Source organism: Mycobacterium sp. RTGN4 (assembly GCF_033804635.1).
Lineage (GTDB): Bacteria > Actinomycetota > Actinomycetes > Mycobacteriales > Mycobacteriaceae > Mycobacterium.
Map to the genome: position 1 here is coordinate 125,583 of NZ_JAPZLB010000012.1, position 16,167 is coordinate 141,749.

Here is a 16,167-nt window from a genome sequence, read left to right on the forward strand (position 1 = left end):
TCATGAGTAAAGCGCCCATCGATCCGCGTGCCTTCCGGCACGTGCTCGGCCAGTTCTGTACGGGTATCACGATCATCACCACCGTCCACGACGACGAGCCCGTCGGCTTTGCATGTCAGTCGTTCGCGGCGTTGTCACTCGACCCGCCACTGGTGCTCTTCTGCCCCACCAAGATGTCGCGGTCGTGGCAGGCGATCGAGGCCAGCGGAAAGTTCTGCGTCAACGTGCTCCATGAGAAGCAGCAGCACGTGTCAGCGCGCTTCGGCTCCAAGGAGCCGGACAAGTTTGCGGGAATCGATTGGAGCCCTTCGGCGCTCGGGTCGCCGGTGATCGAGGAAACGCTGGCGCACATCGACTGCACGGTGCATTCGGTTCACGATGGCGGCGATCACTTCGTGGTGTTCGGCGCGGTGCATTCGCTGTCGGAGGTGCCGAAGCGAAAGCCGCGCCCGCTGCTGTTCTATCGCGGCGAGTACACCGGTATCGAACCGGACAAGAACACGCCCGCCCAGTGGCGCGACGATCTCGACGCGTTCCTCACCACGACGACGGCCGACACCTGGTTGTAGACGCGAATGACACGCGTGTAATTCATCCACAGTGTGGACAACCTCTGTGGAATCAGCCGAGCTGACCGTCGACGAAGTCGATGATCGCTGCCGCGACCTCGCGGTGTGTGACGTCGTTGAGGATGTCGTGGCCGCCACCTGGGATCTCGAACAGCGACAGCGGCCCGACCTGCTCGGCGTAAGCCCGCAGCGCCCCGATGGGCGCGATCGGGTCATTGCTTCCGTGCACGGCGAACGTCGGCACTGCCAACGCGGGTAGCTCGGCGCCGAACCGGTCCCAACCCCTATCCAGTTCCCGCGCGAGCGGTCCACCGTCGGCGTCGACGAAGGCCAGCGGATCGTTTTCCAGCGCGTCGAGGTAGAACGGGTCGGCGGACAGCTGGCTCGGTGCGAGCTCGAACGTGGAGTCGGTGTCGACCAGCGCGGGCACCGGTATCAACGGCGCGCCCGAGATCACCCCGGCACGGTAGCGGTCGGGTGCGCCGAGCAGCCGGAACAACGTCACCACCGAACCAAACGAATGACCTTGTGCGACAAGCGGAATGCCGGGACGCTCGGCCGACGCCAACTCGGCCAGCCGCTCCCCGAGCGCCGAACTCGCCTCGAGCGAACGGAAGTCACCGCGCTCGCCGGGCGTCAACCCGTGCCCGAACTGGTCGACGGCCCACAGGTCCAGGCCCGCCGCATTCAGCGCGAAGCCGTAGCGGTGGTAGAGGCCGGTGTGCTCACCGAACCCGTGCAGGAAGATCACGGCGGCGCGGGGATCCTCGGCCGCCCAGTGGCGGTAGTAGGCGCGGCCGTCGTCGGTTTCTAGGAATGGCATGGCTGCGACGCTATGCCACGCCGAGCAAGACGTCCCGACCCACTGACGGATGGCTGCGTGAATACTGATGGGCGTGTGTGTGCCGCATCACAAAGGAGCAGTCGGATGAGTGAGCCGATCCCAAAGGGTTTGCGCAGGGTGGTCGCCGCGTCGATGGCGGGCACGGTGGTCGAGTGGTACGAATTCTTCCTCTACGGCACGGCCGCCACCCTCGTCTTCAACAAGGTCTTCTTCTCTGCGAGCACCAGTGAACTCGACGCGATCCTCGCGGCTTTCGTCACCTACGCAGTCGGTTTCGCCGCACGGCCGCTCGGCGGGGTGGTGTTCGGCCACTTCGGCGACAAGTACGGGCGAAAGAAGCTGCTGCAGTTCAGCATTCTGCTCGTCGGTGCGTCGACGTTCTTGATGGGCTGTCTACCCACGTTCGGACAGATCGGCTATTGGGCGCCTGCGCTTTTGGTGGTGTTGCGGTTCCTCCAGGGCTTCGCCGTCGGCGGCGAGTGGGGCGGCGCCATCCTGCTGGTGGCCGAGCACAGTCCCAACCGTGACCGCGGATTCTGGGCCAGTTGGCCGCAGGCCGGCGTGCCCGCGGGGAATCTACTCGCCACGATCGTGCTGCTGGTGCTGACGAATGCGCTGACGGAAACCGCCTTCCTGTCCTGGGGGTGGCGGGTGGCGTTCTGGTTGTCCGCAGTGGTGGTGCTGATCGGCTACTACATCCGGACCAAGGTCACCGACGCACCCATCTTCGTGGCGGCCCAACGGGACGCGGAGCGCATCAAGGCGGCCTCGTTCAGCGTGCTGGAGGTGCTAAAGCGTTACCCGCGTGGTGTTTTCACGGCGATGGGGCTGCGATTCGGCGAGAACATCATGTACTACCTGGTGGTCACGTTCTCCATCACCTATCTCAAGACACAAGTGCACGCGAACACCACCTCGATCCTGGCCTATCTGTTGGTCGCGCACGTGGTGCACTTCGTGGCTATTCCACTGGTCGGGCGGCTTGCGGACCGTTACGGCAGGCGCCCCGTGTACTTCGTCGGGGCCGTCGCGTGCGGCAGCTGGGGATTCTTTGCCTTCCCGATGATGAACAGCGGCAACTATGTCGTCATCACGGCGGCGGTCACCATCGGACTGGTGTTCCACGCGATCATGTACGCGCCGCAGCCTGCCCTGATGGCCGAGATGTTCCCGACGAGGATGCGGTATTCCGGGGTGTCCCTCGGCTACCAGGTCACGGCGATCGTCGCGGGCTCACTGGCGCCGATCATCGCCGTCAAACTGCTCGAGATCTACGACTCGTCGGTGCCTATCGCGGTGTATCTGGCCGCGGCGTGCACCGTGACTCTCGTCGCTGTGGTCGTCAGCCGGGAGACCAAGGGCATCGACCTCAAGTCCCTGGACGACGCGGACGCGGAGGACGTCGCCGCGGAGCGTCAGGCCGCGGTCGGATGACTGACCGCTAGCGACCGCGTTGCGCCGCGAGCCACGGCCCCATCCGCCGCAACGCCTCCACCATGTCCGACCGCGGCCCGGCGAAGGACAGTCGCACGTAGGCGCCGCCGTGAACCGTGTCGAAGTCGACGCCGGGTGCGATGGCTACGCCCGTGTCAGCCAACAACTTCGCGCAGAACGCCAGTGAGTCGGTGGAGTACTCGGAGACGTCGGCGTAGACGTAGAACGCCCCGTCCGCGGGGGCCAGCCGAGCGAGGCCGATGTCCGGGAGGCCGCGCAACAGCATCTCGCGGTTAACGGTGTACTGCTCGACCAGTCCGTCGGCCTCGGCGATGGACTCGGGGGTGAACGCCGCAACGGCCGCCAATTGCGGCAGTGTCGGCGGACATATCGAAAAATTGCCCGTCAGGCAGTCGACGGCCCGCTGTAGCGGGGGCGGCACCAGCAGCCAGCCGAGCCGCCAGCCCGTCATCGCGAAGTACTTCGAAAAGCTGTTCACCACAATGGCTTCGCGAGAGGTCTCCCAAGCACAGCTGGTGGCCGGAGCACCCGGATACACCAGCCCGTGGTAGATCTCGTCACTGACCAACTGGACGCCGGACTGCTCACACCACGTGGCGATGGCAGCCAACTGTTCGGGCGGAAGGACGGTTCCGGTCGGATTGGCCGGGCTGGCGATCACCAGCCCCTTTACCGGGGGGTCGAGCGCGGCCAGCATCTCGACGGTCGGCTGGAACCGGGTTTCGGGCCCGCATGGCACCTCGACGACCTCGCAGCCAAGGGCGGAAAGGATGTTGCGGTAGCAGGGATATCCGGGCGAGCTCACCGCGACGCGATCACCCACGTCGAAGCAGGTGAGGAAGGCCAAGATGAAGCCACCGGTCGAGCCGGTCGTGATGACGACATCGGCCGCATCGACGGGAATGGCATATCGGTCCGCATATGACGCGGCGACGGCCTCGCGCAGTTCCGGAATACCAAGCGCGACGGTGTATCCCAGCTTGTCGTCGGCCAGTGCGGCGGCAGCGGCGGCACGGATCGGGGCGGGCGCCTGCGCGCCAGGCTGGCCGGCCGACAAGTTCACCAGGTCGCCATGGGTGCGCTGGCGTTCGGCGGCGGCGAGCCACACGTCCATGACGTAGAACGGCGGGATCCCCGCGCGAAGCGCGACGCGGTTTGTCACGTCGCCAGGCTAGCCGGGGCCCCTAAGCGGCGCGGTGGTGGGCGAGGTGGTTGGCGAGGCCGCCCTCGACGTCGCCGGGTAGCGGCGGCGCCGTCGATCGGTGGCGGCTCCCGGTGGGGGTGGTGAATTCGACGACGTGGGTACCGTCATCCTGGGTCCAGGCGTGCACTCGCCAGCCGGGGGCCTCTTTGGTGTAGTTGCAGGCTGCGCAGGTGCCGTTGCCGTTGACCGCGTTGGTGGGGCCGCCGCGGATGTGGGGCTCGGCGTGATCGGTGTGCCGGATCGGGGCGTCGCAGTAGGGGGTGCGGCAGGTGTCGTCGCGGATGGCGATCAATGCCGCAAGGCCCTTCGGGAAGCACCGTGCCTTGGACTCCATCGCGACGAGCGCCCCGGACGTGGGGTGTTTGTAGAGCCGGCGCAGCGTGGCCTTGGACTGGTCGTCCCAGACGGCGCCGCCGATGAGGCGTCGGGCGATCGCGGCGGGGATCGGCCCGTAGCCGGGGACTCGGGCGGGGGTGGTGTTACCGACGAGCAGGCTCTCGTCGGTGATTACCAGGTTCACCGCGACCGGCACTGGGACCTCGGCGGGGCGTCCGGTGATCCGTTGCACCAGGGTGTCGGCCATGACGTGACCGCGTGCCCGCCCATCCCCGCAAGTGTCAGCGGCCTCCTTCAACGCGGCGTGCACCGCCATGCCCTGCGACATCGGCAGCAGCGCGGTCAGATACGACATCGCGTCCGGGGCGGGGCGGAGCGCGACCCCCCGCTCACTGGGCGCGCGCGCCGCGCGGTCGGTGACCGCCTGCGGATCGAGCCGATAGGCAATCGACTTGGCGGCCGCTTCGATCCGCTTGTTACCCAGGCCTGCCAACCCGTTCTGGTCGGCGCACAACTCGGCATCCAAGCTGCGCCGATCCTCGACGCTCAGGCAGGCCGACTCCCGCACGACCAGCGCGGCCCGCCACTCCGAGAGCACCCCCACCGACAATGCCGCCAACGTATGGGGCATGTCGTGAACCAGGGCGTTGGCGAACCCAAGATGCTGGTTGCCGCGGTTGGGGGAATCGTGACGGGCGAGCGCTATCTCACTGGCGAGGCCCTTGCCCCGTTTCGCCGCCGGCATCCCCAGTGTTTTCTGCGCGCTGCGGCGTGCAGCATCCAGTGCTGCTGTCGCCCTGGCCTGTCCGGCCGCAGCAGCGGACTTCGCGATCTCCAGCGCGGTGATCCGGGCGATTAGCGCTGCTTCGTCGGCGGTAGGGTCGAGAACCGCCAATTCATCGAACATACGTTCGACTGTACACCGCATCTACGACAAGTGCTCAGAGCACTTCGGACTCGAGCCGGCGCAGATGCTCGCGTGGCGATCCGAGCAGCTGCGCACTGCCGTGCGCGCGCTTGAAGTACAGCTGGATGTCGTGCTCCCAGGTGATCGCGATGCCGCCGTGCATCTGGATGGCCTCGGCCGCGACGGCGCTGAACGCCTCACTCGCCAAGACCCTGGCAAGCGCCGCCGCGGTCGGAGTCGGATCGGCGACGGCGTCGTTCACCACTGCGCGCGCCGACTGGACGAGTACGTAGAGGTCGGCCATCCGGTGCTTGAGTGCCTGGAAGCTGCCGATCGGCCTGCCGAACTGCACACGGTCCTTGGTGTATGCCACGGTGAGGTCGAGGCAGCGGGTCGCGGCACCAATCTGCTCTACGGCCAACAGGATTGCGGCTGTGTCCGCCAAGCCTGGATCGGCCCCGAGGTCTGACGTGGTCTTCGGTTCGAGCCGGGCCAGCCGCCGGGTGGGATCCATCGCCGTCGCCGGGTGTGCGGTGAACTCGGTCCACCGGACAAGCCTTCCCCCTTCGGCCGCGATGACGACGTCTGCGACGTCGCCGTTGACCACGTAATCGGGGTCGAAGACGACCGCGCCGATCGAGTGGCCCTCGGCGAGCTTCTCCAGGGTGTCCCCGTCCGGCTCGTCCGACGCGAGCAGTGCGAGCTCGGTCAACGTCGTTCCGAGCAGCGGAGTCGGCACCAGGCCCTTGCCGAGCTCCGCGATGACCACGGCGGCATCGGCCAGCGCCCCACCCGCACCACCCAACTCCTCTGGGACGACGAGCGCCGCGGCCCCGACCTGCTCGCACAACAACTTCCACAACTTCTCGTCGTAGCCGAGGTCGGTTTCGAAGGCGCGCCGCACGGCTTCCGGACCTGCGTGCTTCTCGACGAGGGACGCGACGGTATCGCGCAGTAGTTCGCGTTCTTCACTCATCGGATTAGCTCCTCCAGAACTCGGCGGCGGTGCCACGTCGCATCACCCCACGACGAGCGCAGGGCCTGCACCCGCAACAGCAGAAGCGAAAGATCGTGCTCCTGAGTGAAGCCGATGGCACCGTGGGCCTGCAATGACGACCGCGCCGACAGCAGTGCGGCGTCGGCCGCGGCGGCGGCTGCAGCGCTGACGTCACGCGCCGCGTCGGGTGAGCCCTCGGCAAGAGACAGCGCAGCGCCGTAGACGAGCGGCCGGGCCAACTCGACCGCGATGTAGACGTCGGCCAGCTTGTGTTTGATGGCCTGGTAGGACCCGATCACGCGACCAAACTGGCTGCGCTGCTTGGCGTATTCGACCGAACCGTCGAGCATGGCCTGGCCAGCACCGACCAACTGTGCGGCGGTGGCCAAGGCGCCAAACTCGAAGGCAAGCGCCGTGTCGGCAGGCAGTGCGTCGCCGGAACCCGACACCTCGAACAACCTACGCGCGGGGTCGACGGACGCGTGCTCGGCGCCCGCGGTGCCGTCACGCACCTCACCGTCGGCTGCCACCAGGATCAGCCCCGCGGTGTCGGCGTCGACGGCCCGCGGCACGTGTGGTGGCATCGCGACGGTGACGATGAGTTCGCCCGATGCCAAGGCGGCCGCGCGCTCGTCGTTGGCAAGCAGGATCGGTGCCACGGCAACCGATTCGGTGACCGGGCCCGGCACGCCGAAGTAACCGAGCCGCTCCAGCGCTACCACCAGATCGACGGGGTGGGCCTCGATGCCGTCATAGCGCTCCGGCACCACCAGCGCCGTCACGCCGAGCTCGGCCAGCGTCGACCACACCTTGCGCCCGGGTCCGGTGTCGCCTGCGGCCCATGCGTGCACGGCGGCGGGTACGTCCGCGGCCCTCAGTGCGCCGTCGATACTCGCGGCGAAGTCACGCTGCTGGTCGTCAAGATCAAATTTCACTTTGGCTCCCGGGGCAGGCCCAGCAGCCGCTCGGCGATGATGTTGCGCTGAATCTCGTTGGTACCCGCGTAGATCGGGCCGCCCAGCGCGAAGAGCAGTCCGTCCGTCCATGAGTCGACCAACTCGGCGTCCGGCCCGCGTAGGTCCAGTGCGGTCTGGTGGATGGCGACGTCGAGGTCCGACCAGAACACCTTGGTGATGGACGACTCCGCGCCGAGTTCGCCGCCTGCGGCCAGCCGGGTGACGGTGCCGAACGTGTGCAGCCGGTAGGCCTGCGCCTTGATCCAAGCGTCGGCGACGCGGTCGGCGTAGGCGGGGTCGCGGTCCTGTGCCCAGGTAGCCACCAGCCTTTCGGCAGGAGCGAGGAACCGGGCCGGGCTGCGCAGCGACATGCCACGCTCGTTGCTCGACGTGCTCATCGCCGCGCGCCAGCCGTCGTGCACTCCTCCGATGACGTCGGAGTCCGGAACGAACACGTCATCGAGGAAGATCTCGCCGAAGCCGGTATCACCGCCCAGTTGGGCGATGGGGCGGACGGTGATTCCTTCGGCGTCGAGATCGAACATGAAGTAGGTCAGACCCTTGTGCCGCTGAGCCGCGGGATCGGACCGGAAGAGTCCGAATCCCCTGTCTCCAAACGGCGCCCGCGAACTCCAGATCTTCTGACCGTTGAGCTTCCAACCGCCGTCGACCTTGGTGGCCGTCGAGCGCAGCGACGCGAGGTCACTGCCCGACTCCGGCTCCGACCACGCCTGCGCCCAGATCTGTTCGCCGCTGGCCATCTTCGGTAGCACGCGGTCCAGCTGCTCTTCTGTGCCGTGCGCGAACAACGTCGGGGCGAGCATCGACGTACCGTTTGCGCTCGCGCGACCGGGCGCCCCAGCGCGGAAGTACTCCTCTTCGTACACGATCCACTGCAACAGCGTGGCGTCGCGGCCGCCGTATTTCTTGGGCCACGCGATCACCGACAGTCCGGCGTCGAACAGCACCTTGTCCCAATGTCGATGCTGCTCGAATCCTGCTGCGGTGTCGTAGGACTCCGTCGGGAATTGGGCCTTGTTGGCGGCCAGGAAGTCCCTGACCTCGGCCCGGAACTCCTCGGTGTCGTCGTCGAAGTGCAAGTCCATCAGATCAGCTCTCGCAGTTGGGGTTTGACCACTTTGCCGCCGGGGTTGCGCGGCAGCGCCTCCAGGAAGGTCACCGAGCGTGGCGCCTTGAAATTCGCCAGATGCTCACGCGTGTAGGCGATCACGGACTGTTCGTCCAGCGCGGCGCCGGGCTTGACGACGATGAACGCCTTCCCGACCTCGCCGAGCCGTTCGTCGGGCACGCCGATCACCGCACTGTCCGCGACGCCGTCAAGTCGGGCCAGCACCTGTTCGATCTCGGCGGGGTAGACGTTGAAGCCGCCGCAGATGTACATGTCCTTGAGCCGGTCGGTGATGCGGAGATTGCCGCGGTCGTCGAGCGCTCCGATGTCGCCGGTGTGCAGCCAGCCGTCGGCGTCGATGGCGGCGGCGGTGGCGTCGGCGTCATCGAGGTAACCCAGCATCACGTTGGGTCCGCGCAGCAGGACCTCGCCGGAGTCCTCGGCGATCCGCAACTCGAAGTCGGCGATCGGCCGCCCGCTGGTGGTCGCGACCGTCACGGCGTCGTCGTCTGGTCTGCACATCGTCCCGAAACCGCTTGCCTCCGTGAGCCCGTAGGCCGTGAGCACGATGTCGATGTCCAGTTCGGTCTGCATCCGCTCGATCAACACCACGGGAATGGTGGCCGCGCCGGTGACGGCGAACCGCAGCGACGTCAGGTCGTACGCGGAGCGCCTTGGGTGGTCGAGCAGGGTCTGGTAGATCGTCGGCGGACCGGGCAACACCGTGATGCGGTGGTCCTGCACAGCCCGCATGGCCTGCTCGGGGTCGAAGGTCAGCTGCGGAATCAGCGTTGCGCCCATCTGAAGACAGGTCAGGATGCCGGCCTTGTAGCCGAAGTTGTGGAAGAACGGGTTGATGCACAGGTAGCGGTCGGCGCTGGTGAGTTCGCCGCACGCCGCCCAGGCCGCAGGCGCCGCGAGCGATTGGCGGTGTGCGCAGAGCACGCCCTTGCTGCGGCCGGTGGTACCGGACGTGAAGAGGATGTCGGAGACGTCGTCGGGGGTCAGCGCCGCCGAGCGCGCGTCCACGGCCGCGAGGTCGGTTCCGCTGGCGACGAACTCGTCCCACGTCCCGTCGTCGGAGTCGATGGGAATGCGGACGACGTGACGCAGCGCGGGCAGCGCATCGCGGTCGAGGTCGGCCGCCTTGTCGGCACCGAGGAACTCACCCGAAACGAACAGCAGCGGTGCGGCGGTGCGGCTCAGGATGTCGGCGGCCTCGCGTGCCGTATAGCGGGTGTTGAGCGGCACGACCACGGCACCCGCGCAGTGCGTGGCCAGGCACCCGACCACCCAGTGCCAGGTGTTCGGTGACCAGATCGCGACGCGGTCGCCCGCGGCGACACCGTGGGCGATCAGCGCGGCGGCGGCCTGTCTGGCTTCCGCGCGGAGCTCGGCGAACGTCAGCTGTCGGTCGTCGGTGATCAGCGCTTCCCGGTCGGAGAACTCGGCGCTGATTCGGTCCAACACCGCCGGGATGGTGGACGGCTCCAGCCCATCGGGCGTCGGCATTGAGGCTCCTCTAACAAAGCAAGTGCTTGGTAGGTTAGCCTACAGGGGTGATAGAGGTCCAGACGTTCCGGGCCGAGGTCCGGGAGTGGCTAGCAGACAATCTGGTCGGCGAATTCGTCGCGCTCAAGGGGCTTGGCGGGCCGGGTCGCGACAACGAGGCATTCGAAGAACGACTGGTGTGGAACCGCAAGCTCGCGGCGGCCGGCCTCACCTGTCTCGGGTGGCCGGAGGAGCACGGTGGACGCGGCCTGTCCGTCGCGCACCGGGTGGCGTTCTACGAGGAATACGCCAAGGCCGACGCCCCCGACAAGGTCAACCACTTCGGCGAAGAACTGCTGGGCCCCACCCTCATCGCATTCGGTACGGAGGAGCAGCAGAAGCGATTCCTTCCGAAGATCCTCGACGTCACCGAACTGTGGTGCCAGGGCTACTCCGAACCTGGCGCGGGCAGCGACCTCGCGAACGTGTCGACCGCAGCCGAGCTCGACGGTGACGCGTGGGTGATCAACGGGCAGAAGGTGTGGACGTCGCTGGCGCACTGGGCCCAGTGGTGCTTCGTCGTGGCGCGCACCGAGAAGGGTTCCAAGCGGCACGCGGGGTTGTCCTACCTGCTGGTGCCGTTGGATCAGCCGGGCGTGGAAGTCCGCCCGATCGTCCAACTCACGGGCGACTCGGAGTTCAACGAAGTCTTCTTCGACGACGCGCGTACCGACGCCGACCTCGTCGTCGGTACGCCGGGCGACGGTTGGCGCGTCGCCATGGGAACGCTGACCTTCGAGCGCGGGGTGTCGACGCTCGGTCAGCAGATCCGTTATGCGCGTGAGCTTTCCGGGGTGGCGGAACTGGCCAAGCGGACCGGCGCCATCGACGATCCGCTGATCCGCGAACGGCTCACCCGGTCGTGGGCGGGTCTGCAGACCATGCGGTCGTACGCGCTGGCGACCATGGACGTGGAACAACCGGGCCAAGACAACGTGTCGAAGTTGTTGTGGGCCAACTGGCATCGCGCGCTCGGCGAGCTCGCCATGGACGTCCAGGGCAAGGCCGGACTTGTGCTCGCCGACGACGAATTCGACGAATGGCAACGGACGTACCTGTTTTCCCGCTCGGACACCATCTATGGCGGGTCCAACGAGATCCAGCGCAACATCATTGCCGAGCGGGTGCTCGGATTACCTAGGGAAGTAAAAGGATGAGCCTCGCGGAAGCGCCGAAAGAGATAGACGGACACGGACTGCTCGCAGGCAAGGTCGTGCTCGTCACGGCCGCCGCGGGCACCGGTATCGGATCGTCAACGGCCCGTAGGGCGCTGGCCGAAGGTGCCGACGTCGTCGTCTCCGACTACCACGAGCGCCGGCTGGGCGAGACCCGCGACGAGCTCGCCGGACTCGGGCTCGGCCGGGTTGAGGCGGTGGTGTGCGACGTGACGTCGACCGAGGCCGTCGACGCGCTGATCGCGAGGACCGTCGAGCAGATGGGCAGGCTTGACGTACTGGTCAACAATGCCGGGCTCGGCGGCCAGACGCCGGTCGTCGACATGACCGACGAGGAGTGGGACCGCGTGCTGAACGTGACCCTGACGTCCGTCATGCGGGCCACCAGGGCGGCCTTGCGCTACTTCCGCGAGGTCCCCCACGGCGGCGTCATCGTCAACAACGCCAGCGTGCTGGGTTGGCGCGCCCAGCACTCGCAAGCTCACTACGCCGCCGCAAAGGCCGGCGTCATGGCGTTGACGCGTTGCAGCGCAATCGAAGCCGTCGAGTTCGGGGTACGTATCAACGCCGTGTCGCCCAGCATCGCCAGGCACAAGTTCCTCGAGAAGACGAGTAGCTCGGAGTTGCTCGACCGGCTGTCGTCCGACGAGGCGTTCGGGCGGGCGGCCGAGCCGTGGGAGATCGCGGCCACCATCGCCTTCCTCGCAAGTGACTACTCCAGTTACCTGACGGGTGAAGTCATCTCCGTATCGAGTCAGCGCGCCTGAGCTCGGCGGCGCCCCCGATACGCTGGGCGGCATGAATAGAACAGCTGTCGTCGCAGCAGCCGTCATCGGCGGGCTGGTGTTGGGCGGCTGCGGAGGCGCAAGCAACAGTGGCGGCGACACCACCTGCAAGGACTTCCTCGCCATGAGCAACAACGACAAGGACGCGACGGCGGCCCGCATGCTGAAGGAGCGCAACGGCCGCAACGGGTCGACCCAGGATGTCGAGAACAAACGGATCACGCTGATCGGGCTGTGTCAGCCTGCCGACAAGCAGGCCGCCAAGATCGGCGAGCTGGCCTGACGGCTGGGAAACTCAGCTAGAAAATCTCCACGGTATCTTCACAAACGCCACGCAGAAACACCACAGCCTGCACCTACAGTCGGGGTGTGAAGCGAATTCTGGTGGTCGACGACGAGCCGACCATCCTGGCCGCAGTGGCCACCCGGCTCCGTGCCGAGGAATTTCTCGTGGAGACCGCCGTGGACGGGCCGTCGGCGGTGGCGGCGGCCGCGGCCACCGATCCCGACCTGGTGGTGCTCGACGTGATGCTGCCTGGATTCGATGGCCTGGAGGTGTGTCGACGGATTCAGGCGGTGCGGGCGACACCGGTGCTGATGTTGACGGCCCGAAGCGACGAGACGGACATGCTTGTCGGGCTGGGCATCGGCGCCGATGACTACCTGACGAAGCCGTTCAGCATGCGCGAACTCGTCGCCCGTGTCCGCGTGCTGCTGCGTCGGATGGATCGCGTGGGCGACGCGGCGCCACTTTCGTTCGGCCTCTATCGAATCGACCTGCAGGCCCGCCGGGTCCACCGCGCAGATGAGGAGATCCACCTCACCCGAATCGAATTCGACCTGCTGGCCTTCCTCGCGGGCCGCCCCCGCGCCGCGGTGTCGCGCGCCGCACTGCTCGAACACATTTGGGGACCTCCATCCGACGTGGAGAGCCGTACGGTGGACAGCCACGTAAAGGCGTTGCGGCGCAAGCTTGGTGCCGAACTGATCCGCACGGTGCACGGCGTCGGCTATGCGTTGGAGATACCACGGTGAGCTGGCTGGGCAGGGTCTGGGACCGGCTGCCGCGCCCGTTGGATCCGTTCGGATCATTCAAGGTCAAGACTGGACTGCTGGTCGCGGGTGCGATCACCTTGGCCGCGCTGACGTTCTGGTTTGGCGCGAGTTGGAAGTTCCGCTACGCCCTGCTGGCTGCGCTCGCTACGTCGCTGTTGTTCACTCAGTTCGTCGCGCACGGGATGACCTCGCCGCTGCGGCAGATGACGGCCGCGGCCCGGGCGATGGCCCGCGGCGATTACAGCCTCCGGGTGCGTGCGACCTCGCGCGACGAAATCGGGCAATTGGCAACGGCCTTCAATCAGATGGCGGCCGACCTTGGGGCCGCTGACGAGTATCGGCGCGGGCTCATCGCCAACGTCTCACACGAGTTGCGCACCCCCATCACGGCCCTACGCGCGGTGCTCGAGAACGTCGTCGACGGTGTCGCAGAACCCGACACCGAAACCATGCGGATGGCGTTGTCGCAGACCGAACGGTTGGGTGAGCTTGTGACCAACCTGCTCGACCTCTCCCGCCTCGAAGGTGGGGTGGTTCCCCTGCAGGTCACCCAGTTCCGTGTCGAGGAGTTCCTGCTCGAGGCCGTCGGGCACGTCGCCGTGTCACCCCATGGTGTCGACGTCGTGGTGTCCGCCTCGCCACCCGACCTCCTCGCCGTCGCAGATCCCGCGCGACTGCGGCAGGTGGTGGTCAACCTGGTGGACAACGCAATTCGGCACAGTCCGGCCGCCGGCCGGGTTTCGGTGCGGGCGCACGCCGCCGAGTCGTCGGGACTGCGACTGGACGTCTGCGACGAAGGGCCGGGCATCCCTGCCGACGAACGCGAACGCGTCTTCCAACGCTTCAATCGCGGCGCCACCTCGGCAGGCGGCACCGGCCTCGGCTTGGCCATCGCCCGCTGGGCCGTCGAATTACACGGCGGCGCAATCGAAGTCATGGAAGTCAGGTCGGGCTGCCGAATCGCAGTCACGATCCCACGCCTGCCTACGACGGAGGAGCTCGTATGACGATGATGGCACCGGGGTGGCACACGGCGCCCCCACCGCAGCCGCCGCCCGTGCTGGGTCCGTGGCTGCCGCGCTACGGCGAGCCGGGCTGGACGGTCTGGCCGCGCCGGGTGTGGCCGCTCGATCCCACGGCTCGGGCGCCGCGTCGGCTCGTCACGTCGGCCGTCCTGGTCGGCGTGCTTGGCACCGCGCTGTGGCGGCCAACGGTACTCAGCGTCGGCTACCTGGTCGTTGGGGTAATGGTGTTCGGCCTGGTCTACGGGAAGGCTGACCGTCGTCCGACTCGTCGGGAATGGGGCGGGATGGCGTTGACCCTGGCCCTGCTCGCGGTGCCTGCCCTGCTGGCGGCGCAGTGGCTGGGCGTGCTGTGCATCATGGCCGCGTGGATCGTGGGCTGGGCCACGCTCGCAGGCGGTCGCACGTGGACCGCCGTCTTCGCAGCGCCGTTTGTGCCGTGGGCGCTCCCGGCCCGGGTCTCCGGCTGGGTGCGACGCGCGGGGCCTGATTTGGTGCCGCATCGGGCGGGCGTGCCGAAGGCGGGCCGGGCGGCCGCCGTCGTCGCGATCACGGTGGTGCTGGTGCTGGTGTTCGGCGGGTTGTTCGCCGCAGCGGATCCGGCGTTCGCGCATCTGGCTGGCAATTTCGTACCCGCGCTGGACGTCGGCGACATCGTCGCGCGGGTAGTTGTTTTCGGCATGGTGCTGGCGTTCGCACTAGGGGGTGCCTACCTGCTGCGGTTCGCGCCACGGCTGGACGCGATGGCACCCGCTCCGACGCGACCGGTACCGCAGTGGGAATGGGCGCTGCCGCTTGGCGTGCTCGATGCCTTGTTCATTGCCTTCGTGGCCGTGCAGGCGACGGTCCTGTTCGGCGGCCACAGCCACGTGCTGGAAACCGAGGGCCTGACCTACGCCGAGTACGCCCGCCAGGGCTTCTGGCAACTGCTCTGGGTGTCCGCGCTGACCTTGTTGGTGCTCAGCGTCGTCATCCGGGTGGCCGGGCGGGTCACCGTCGCCGACCGCAGGCTGCTGCGGGTACTCGTCGGAACCACGTGCGTGACCTCGGTGGTGGTGGTGATCTCGGCGATCCACCGGATGTGGCTGTATCAGCAGGCCTACGGGTTCAGCGTCCAACGGCTGATGGTGATCGTCATCGAGCTCTGGCTCGGCGCGGTGTTCGTGCTGATCGCCGTGGCGGGCCTGAAGATGACGGCGCGCTGGCTCCCTCATGCGGTGCTAGTCGCTGGAGCGGTGGCGCTGCTCGGTGTGGCGGCGCTCAACCCCGAACGGTTGATCGCCGACCGCAACATCGACCGCTACCAGCAGACCGGGCTGCTGGATACCGACTACCTCTTGCGCCTGTCGACCGACGTGGAACCGGCGCTTCGGCGTCTGCCCGACGCGATTGCGCGGTGTGCGCTCTACCGGCTTGAGGACCCCGACGCCTGGTACGAATTCAACGTGTCCCGCGCCCGCGCACCCCACGGTGAAGCCCTGCCGGCGGATGCGTGCGCGGACTGCTGGGACGACGACTACTCGCGACCGTAGCCCCGGGTGGCCAAGCAAGCGCTTGGTAGCTATGCTGATCGGGTGGACAAGGCGCTTCCGAGCCGCCGCGACGAGCTTCTCGACCTCGCCGCGGAGATGTTCGCTGAGCGTGGCCTGCGTGCGACGACCGTGCGCGACATCGCCGACTCAGCAGGCATCCTCTCGGGCAGTCTCTACCACCACTTCAAGTCCAAGGAGCAGATGGTCGAAGAGGTCCTCCGCGACTTTCTCGATTGGCTGTTCGCCCGGTACCAGCAGATCGTCGACGGTTCGACCGATCCGCTCGAGTGCGTGAGTGGACTGTTCATGGCGTCCTTCGAGGCCATCGAGCACCGCCACGCCCAGGTCGTCATCTACCAGGACGAGGCCAAAAGGCTGTCGGGGCTGCCGCAGTTCGAGTTCCTCGACACCCGCAACAGGGAACAACGGACGATGTGGCTCGACTTGCTCAAGCAGGGCGTCGCGGAGGGCTGCTTCCGGCCCGACCTCGACGTCGACCTTGTGTACCGCTTCATCCGCGACACCACGTGGGTCTCGGTCCAGTGGTATCAGCCCGGCGGGCCGCTAACGGCGGAACAGGTCGGCAGGCAGTATCTCGACATCGTGCTCGGCGGAATCACCGTCGGCGACGCATAACGCAAGGAGACGA

Annotated in this window: 16 protein-coding genes; 9 read left to right on the forward strand and 7 right to left on the reverse strand. The window is 67.3% G+C overall.

Going from position 1 to position 16,167, the window contains the following annotated elements; genetic code table 11:
* Nucleotides 1-2 precede the first annotated feature (2 nt).
* On the forward strand, nucleotides 3-569 hold the full coding sequence (hsaB, locus tag SLQ30_RS23970; RefSeq protein WP_319449276.1) for a 3-hydroxy-9,10-secoandrosta-1,3,5(10)-triene-9,17-dione monooxygenase reductase subunit: 567 nt from the start codon (nucleotides 3-5) through the stop codon (nucleotides 567-569).
* Nucleotides 570-621: 52 nt separating this feature from the next.
* On the opposite strand, the gene SLQ30_RS23975 is transcribed toward hsaB, so the two are convergent.
* The gene (locus tag SLQ30_RS23975) at nucleotides 622-1,392 is read right to left on the reverse strand and encodes an alpha/beta hydrolase (protein ID WP_319449277.1); all 771 of its coding nucleotides are present in this window, start codon (nucleotides 1,390-1,392) and stop codon (nucleotides 622-624) included.
* A gap of 105 nt (nucleotides 1,393-1,497) precedes the next feature.
* Here SLQ30_RS23975 and SLQ30_RS23980 point away from each other — a divergent pair, with 105 nt between their 5' ends.
* Nucleotides 1,498-2,847 (forward strand): MFS transporter, encoded by a 1,350-nt coding sequence (locus SLQ30_RS23980; protein ID WP_319449278.1) that lies wholly within the window; start codon nucleotides 1,498-1,500, stop codon nucleotides 2,845-2,847.
* A gap of 7 nt (nucleotides 2,848-2,854) precedes the next feature.
* On the opposite strand, the gene SLQ30_RS23985 is transcribed toward SLQ30_RS23980, so the two are convergent.
* From SLQ30_RS23985 to fadD3, 6 genes are read right to left on the reverse strand one after another with little or no spacing between them, the layout of a single operon-like run.
* On the reverse strand, nucleotides 2,855-4,030 hold the full coding sequence (locus tag SLQ30_RS23985) for a pyridoxal phosphate-dependent aminotransferase (protein ID WP_319449279.1): 1,176 nt from the start codon (nucleotides 4,028-4,030) through the stop codon (nucleotides 2,855-2,857).
* A gap of 22 nt (nucleotides 4,031-4,052) precedes the next feature.
* Nucleotides 4,053-5,315 (reverse strand): DUF222 domain-containing protein, encoded by a 1,263-nt coding sequence (locus tag SLQ30_RS23990; RefSeq protein WP_319449280.1) that lies wholly within the window; start codon nucleotides 5,313-5,315, stop codon nucleotides 4,053-4,055.
* A gap of 34 nt (nucleotides 5,316-5,349) precedes the next feature.
* The gene (locus tag SLQ30_RS23995; RefSeq protein WP_319449281.1) at nucleotides 5,350-6,291 is read right to left on the reverse strand and encodes an acyl-CoA dehydrogenase family protein; all 942 of its coding nucleotides are present in this window, start codon (nucleotides 6,289-6,291) and stop codon (nucleotides 5,350-5,352) included.
* Nucleotides 6,288-7,247 (reverse strand): acyl-CoA dehydrogenase family protein, encoded by a 960-nt coding sequence (locus tag SLQ30_RS24000; protein ID WP_319449282.1) that lies wholly within the window; start codon nucleotides 7,245-7,247, stop codon nucleotides 6,288-6,290. The genes SLQ30_RS23995 and SLQ30_RS24000 overlap by 4 nt, the downstream gene beginning before the upstream one ends.
* Nucleotides 7,244-8,374: an acyl-CoA dehydrogenase family protein gene (locus tag SLQ30_RS24005; protein ID WP_319449283.1), complete on the reverse strand. Its 1,131-nt coding sequence runs from the start codon at nucleotides 8,372-8,374 to the stop codon at nucleotides 7,244-7,246. The genes SLQ30_RS24000 and SLQ30_RS24005 overlap by 4 nt, the downstream gene beginning before the upstream one ends.
* A complete protein-coding gene (fadD3, locus tag SLQ30_RS24010) occupies nucleotides 8,374-9,909 on the reverse strand; it encodes a 3-((3aS,4S,7aS)-7a-methyl-1,5-dioxo-octahydro-1H-inden-4-yl)propanoate--CoA ligase FadD3 (RefSeq protein WP_319449284.1) in 1,536 nt (511 codons plus the stop codon). The genes SLQ30_RS24005 and fadD3 overlap by 1 nt, the downstream gene beginning before the upstream one ends.
* Before the next feature lie 47 nt (nucleotides 9,910-9,956).
* Here fadD3 and ipdE1 point away from each other — a divergent pair, with 47 nt between their 5' ends.
* The 7 genes from ipdE1 to kstR2 all read left to right on the forward strand — a co-directional run bounded on the left by ipdE1 (nucleotide 9,957) and on the right by kstR2 (nucleotide 16,154).
* Entirely contained in the window at nucleotides 9,957-11,105 is a 1,149-nt protein-coding gene (ipdE1, locus tag SLQ30_RS24015; protein WP_319449285.1) for an acyl-CoA dehydrogenase IpdE1, read from the forward strand.
* Nucleotides 11,102-11,890 carry a (5R,7aS)-5-hydroxy-7a-methyl-1-oxo-2,3,5,6,7,7a-hexahydro-1H-indene-carboxyl-CoA reductase gene (ipdF, locus tag SLQ30_RS24020; protein ID WP_319449286.1) on the forward strand — a complete coding sequence of 263 codons (789 nt, stop codon included), beginning with the start codon at nucleotides 11,102-11,104 and terminating at the stop codon, nucleotides 11,888-11,890. The genes ipdE1 and ipdF overlap by 4 nt, the downstream gene beginning before the upstream one ends.
* A gap of 31 nt (nucleotides 11,891-11,921) precedes the next feature.
* A complete protein-coding gene (locus SLQ30_RS24025; protein ID WP_319449287.1) occupies nucleotides 11,922-12,191 on the forward strand; it encodes a hypothetical protein in 270 nt (89 codons plus the stop codon).
* 86 nt (nucleotides 12,192-12,277) lie between these two features.
* Entirely contained in the window at nucleotides 12,278-12,943 is a 666-nt protein-coding gene (locus tag SLQ30_RS24030; RefSeq protein ID WP_319449288.1) for a response regulator transcription factor, read from the forward strand.
* Between the two features lie 5 nt (nucleotides 12,944-12,948).
* Complete coding sequence (locus SLQ30_RS24035) at nucleotides 12,949-13,971, forward strand: HAMP domain-containing sensor histidine kinase (RefSeq protein ID WP_319449337.1); 1,023 nt, start codon at nucleotides 12,949-12,951, stop codon at nucleotides 13,969-13,971.
* Nucleotides 13,968-15,518 (forward strand): DUF4173 domain-containing protein, encoded by a 1,551-nt coding sequence (locus SLQ30_RS24040; protein WP_319449289.1) that lies wholly within the window; start codon nucleotides 13,968-13,970, stop codon nucleotides 15,516-15,518. Before SLQ30_RS24035 ends, SLQ30_RS24040 begins: the two co-directional genes overlap by 4 nt.
* 42 nt (nucleotides 15,519-15,560) lie before the next feature.
* Complete coding sequence (kstR2, locus tag SLQ30_RS24045) at nucleotides 15,561-16,154, forward strand: TetR family transcriptional regulator KstR2 (protein ID WP_319449290.1); 594 nt, start codon at nucleotides 15,561-15,563, stop codon at nucleotides 16,152-16,154.
* Nucleotides 16,155-16,167 lie beyond the last annotated feature (13 nt).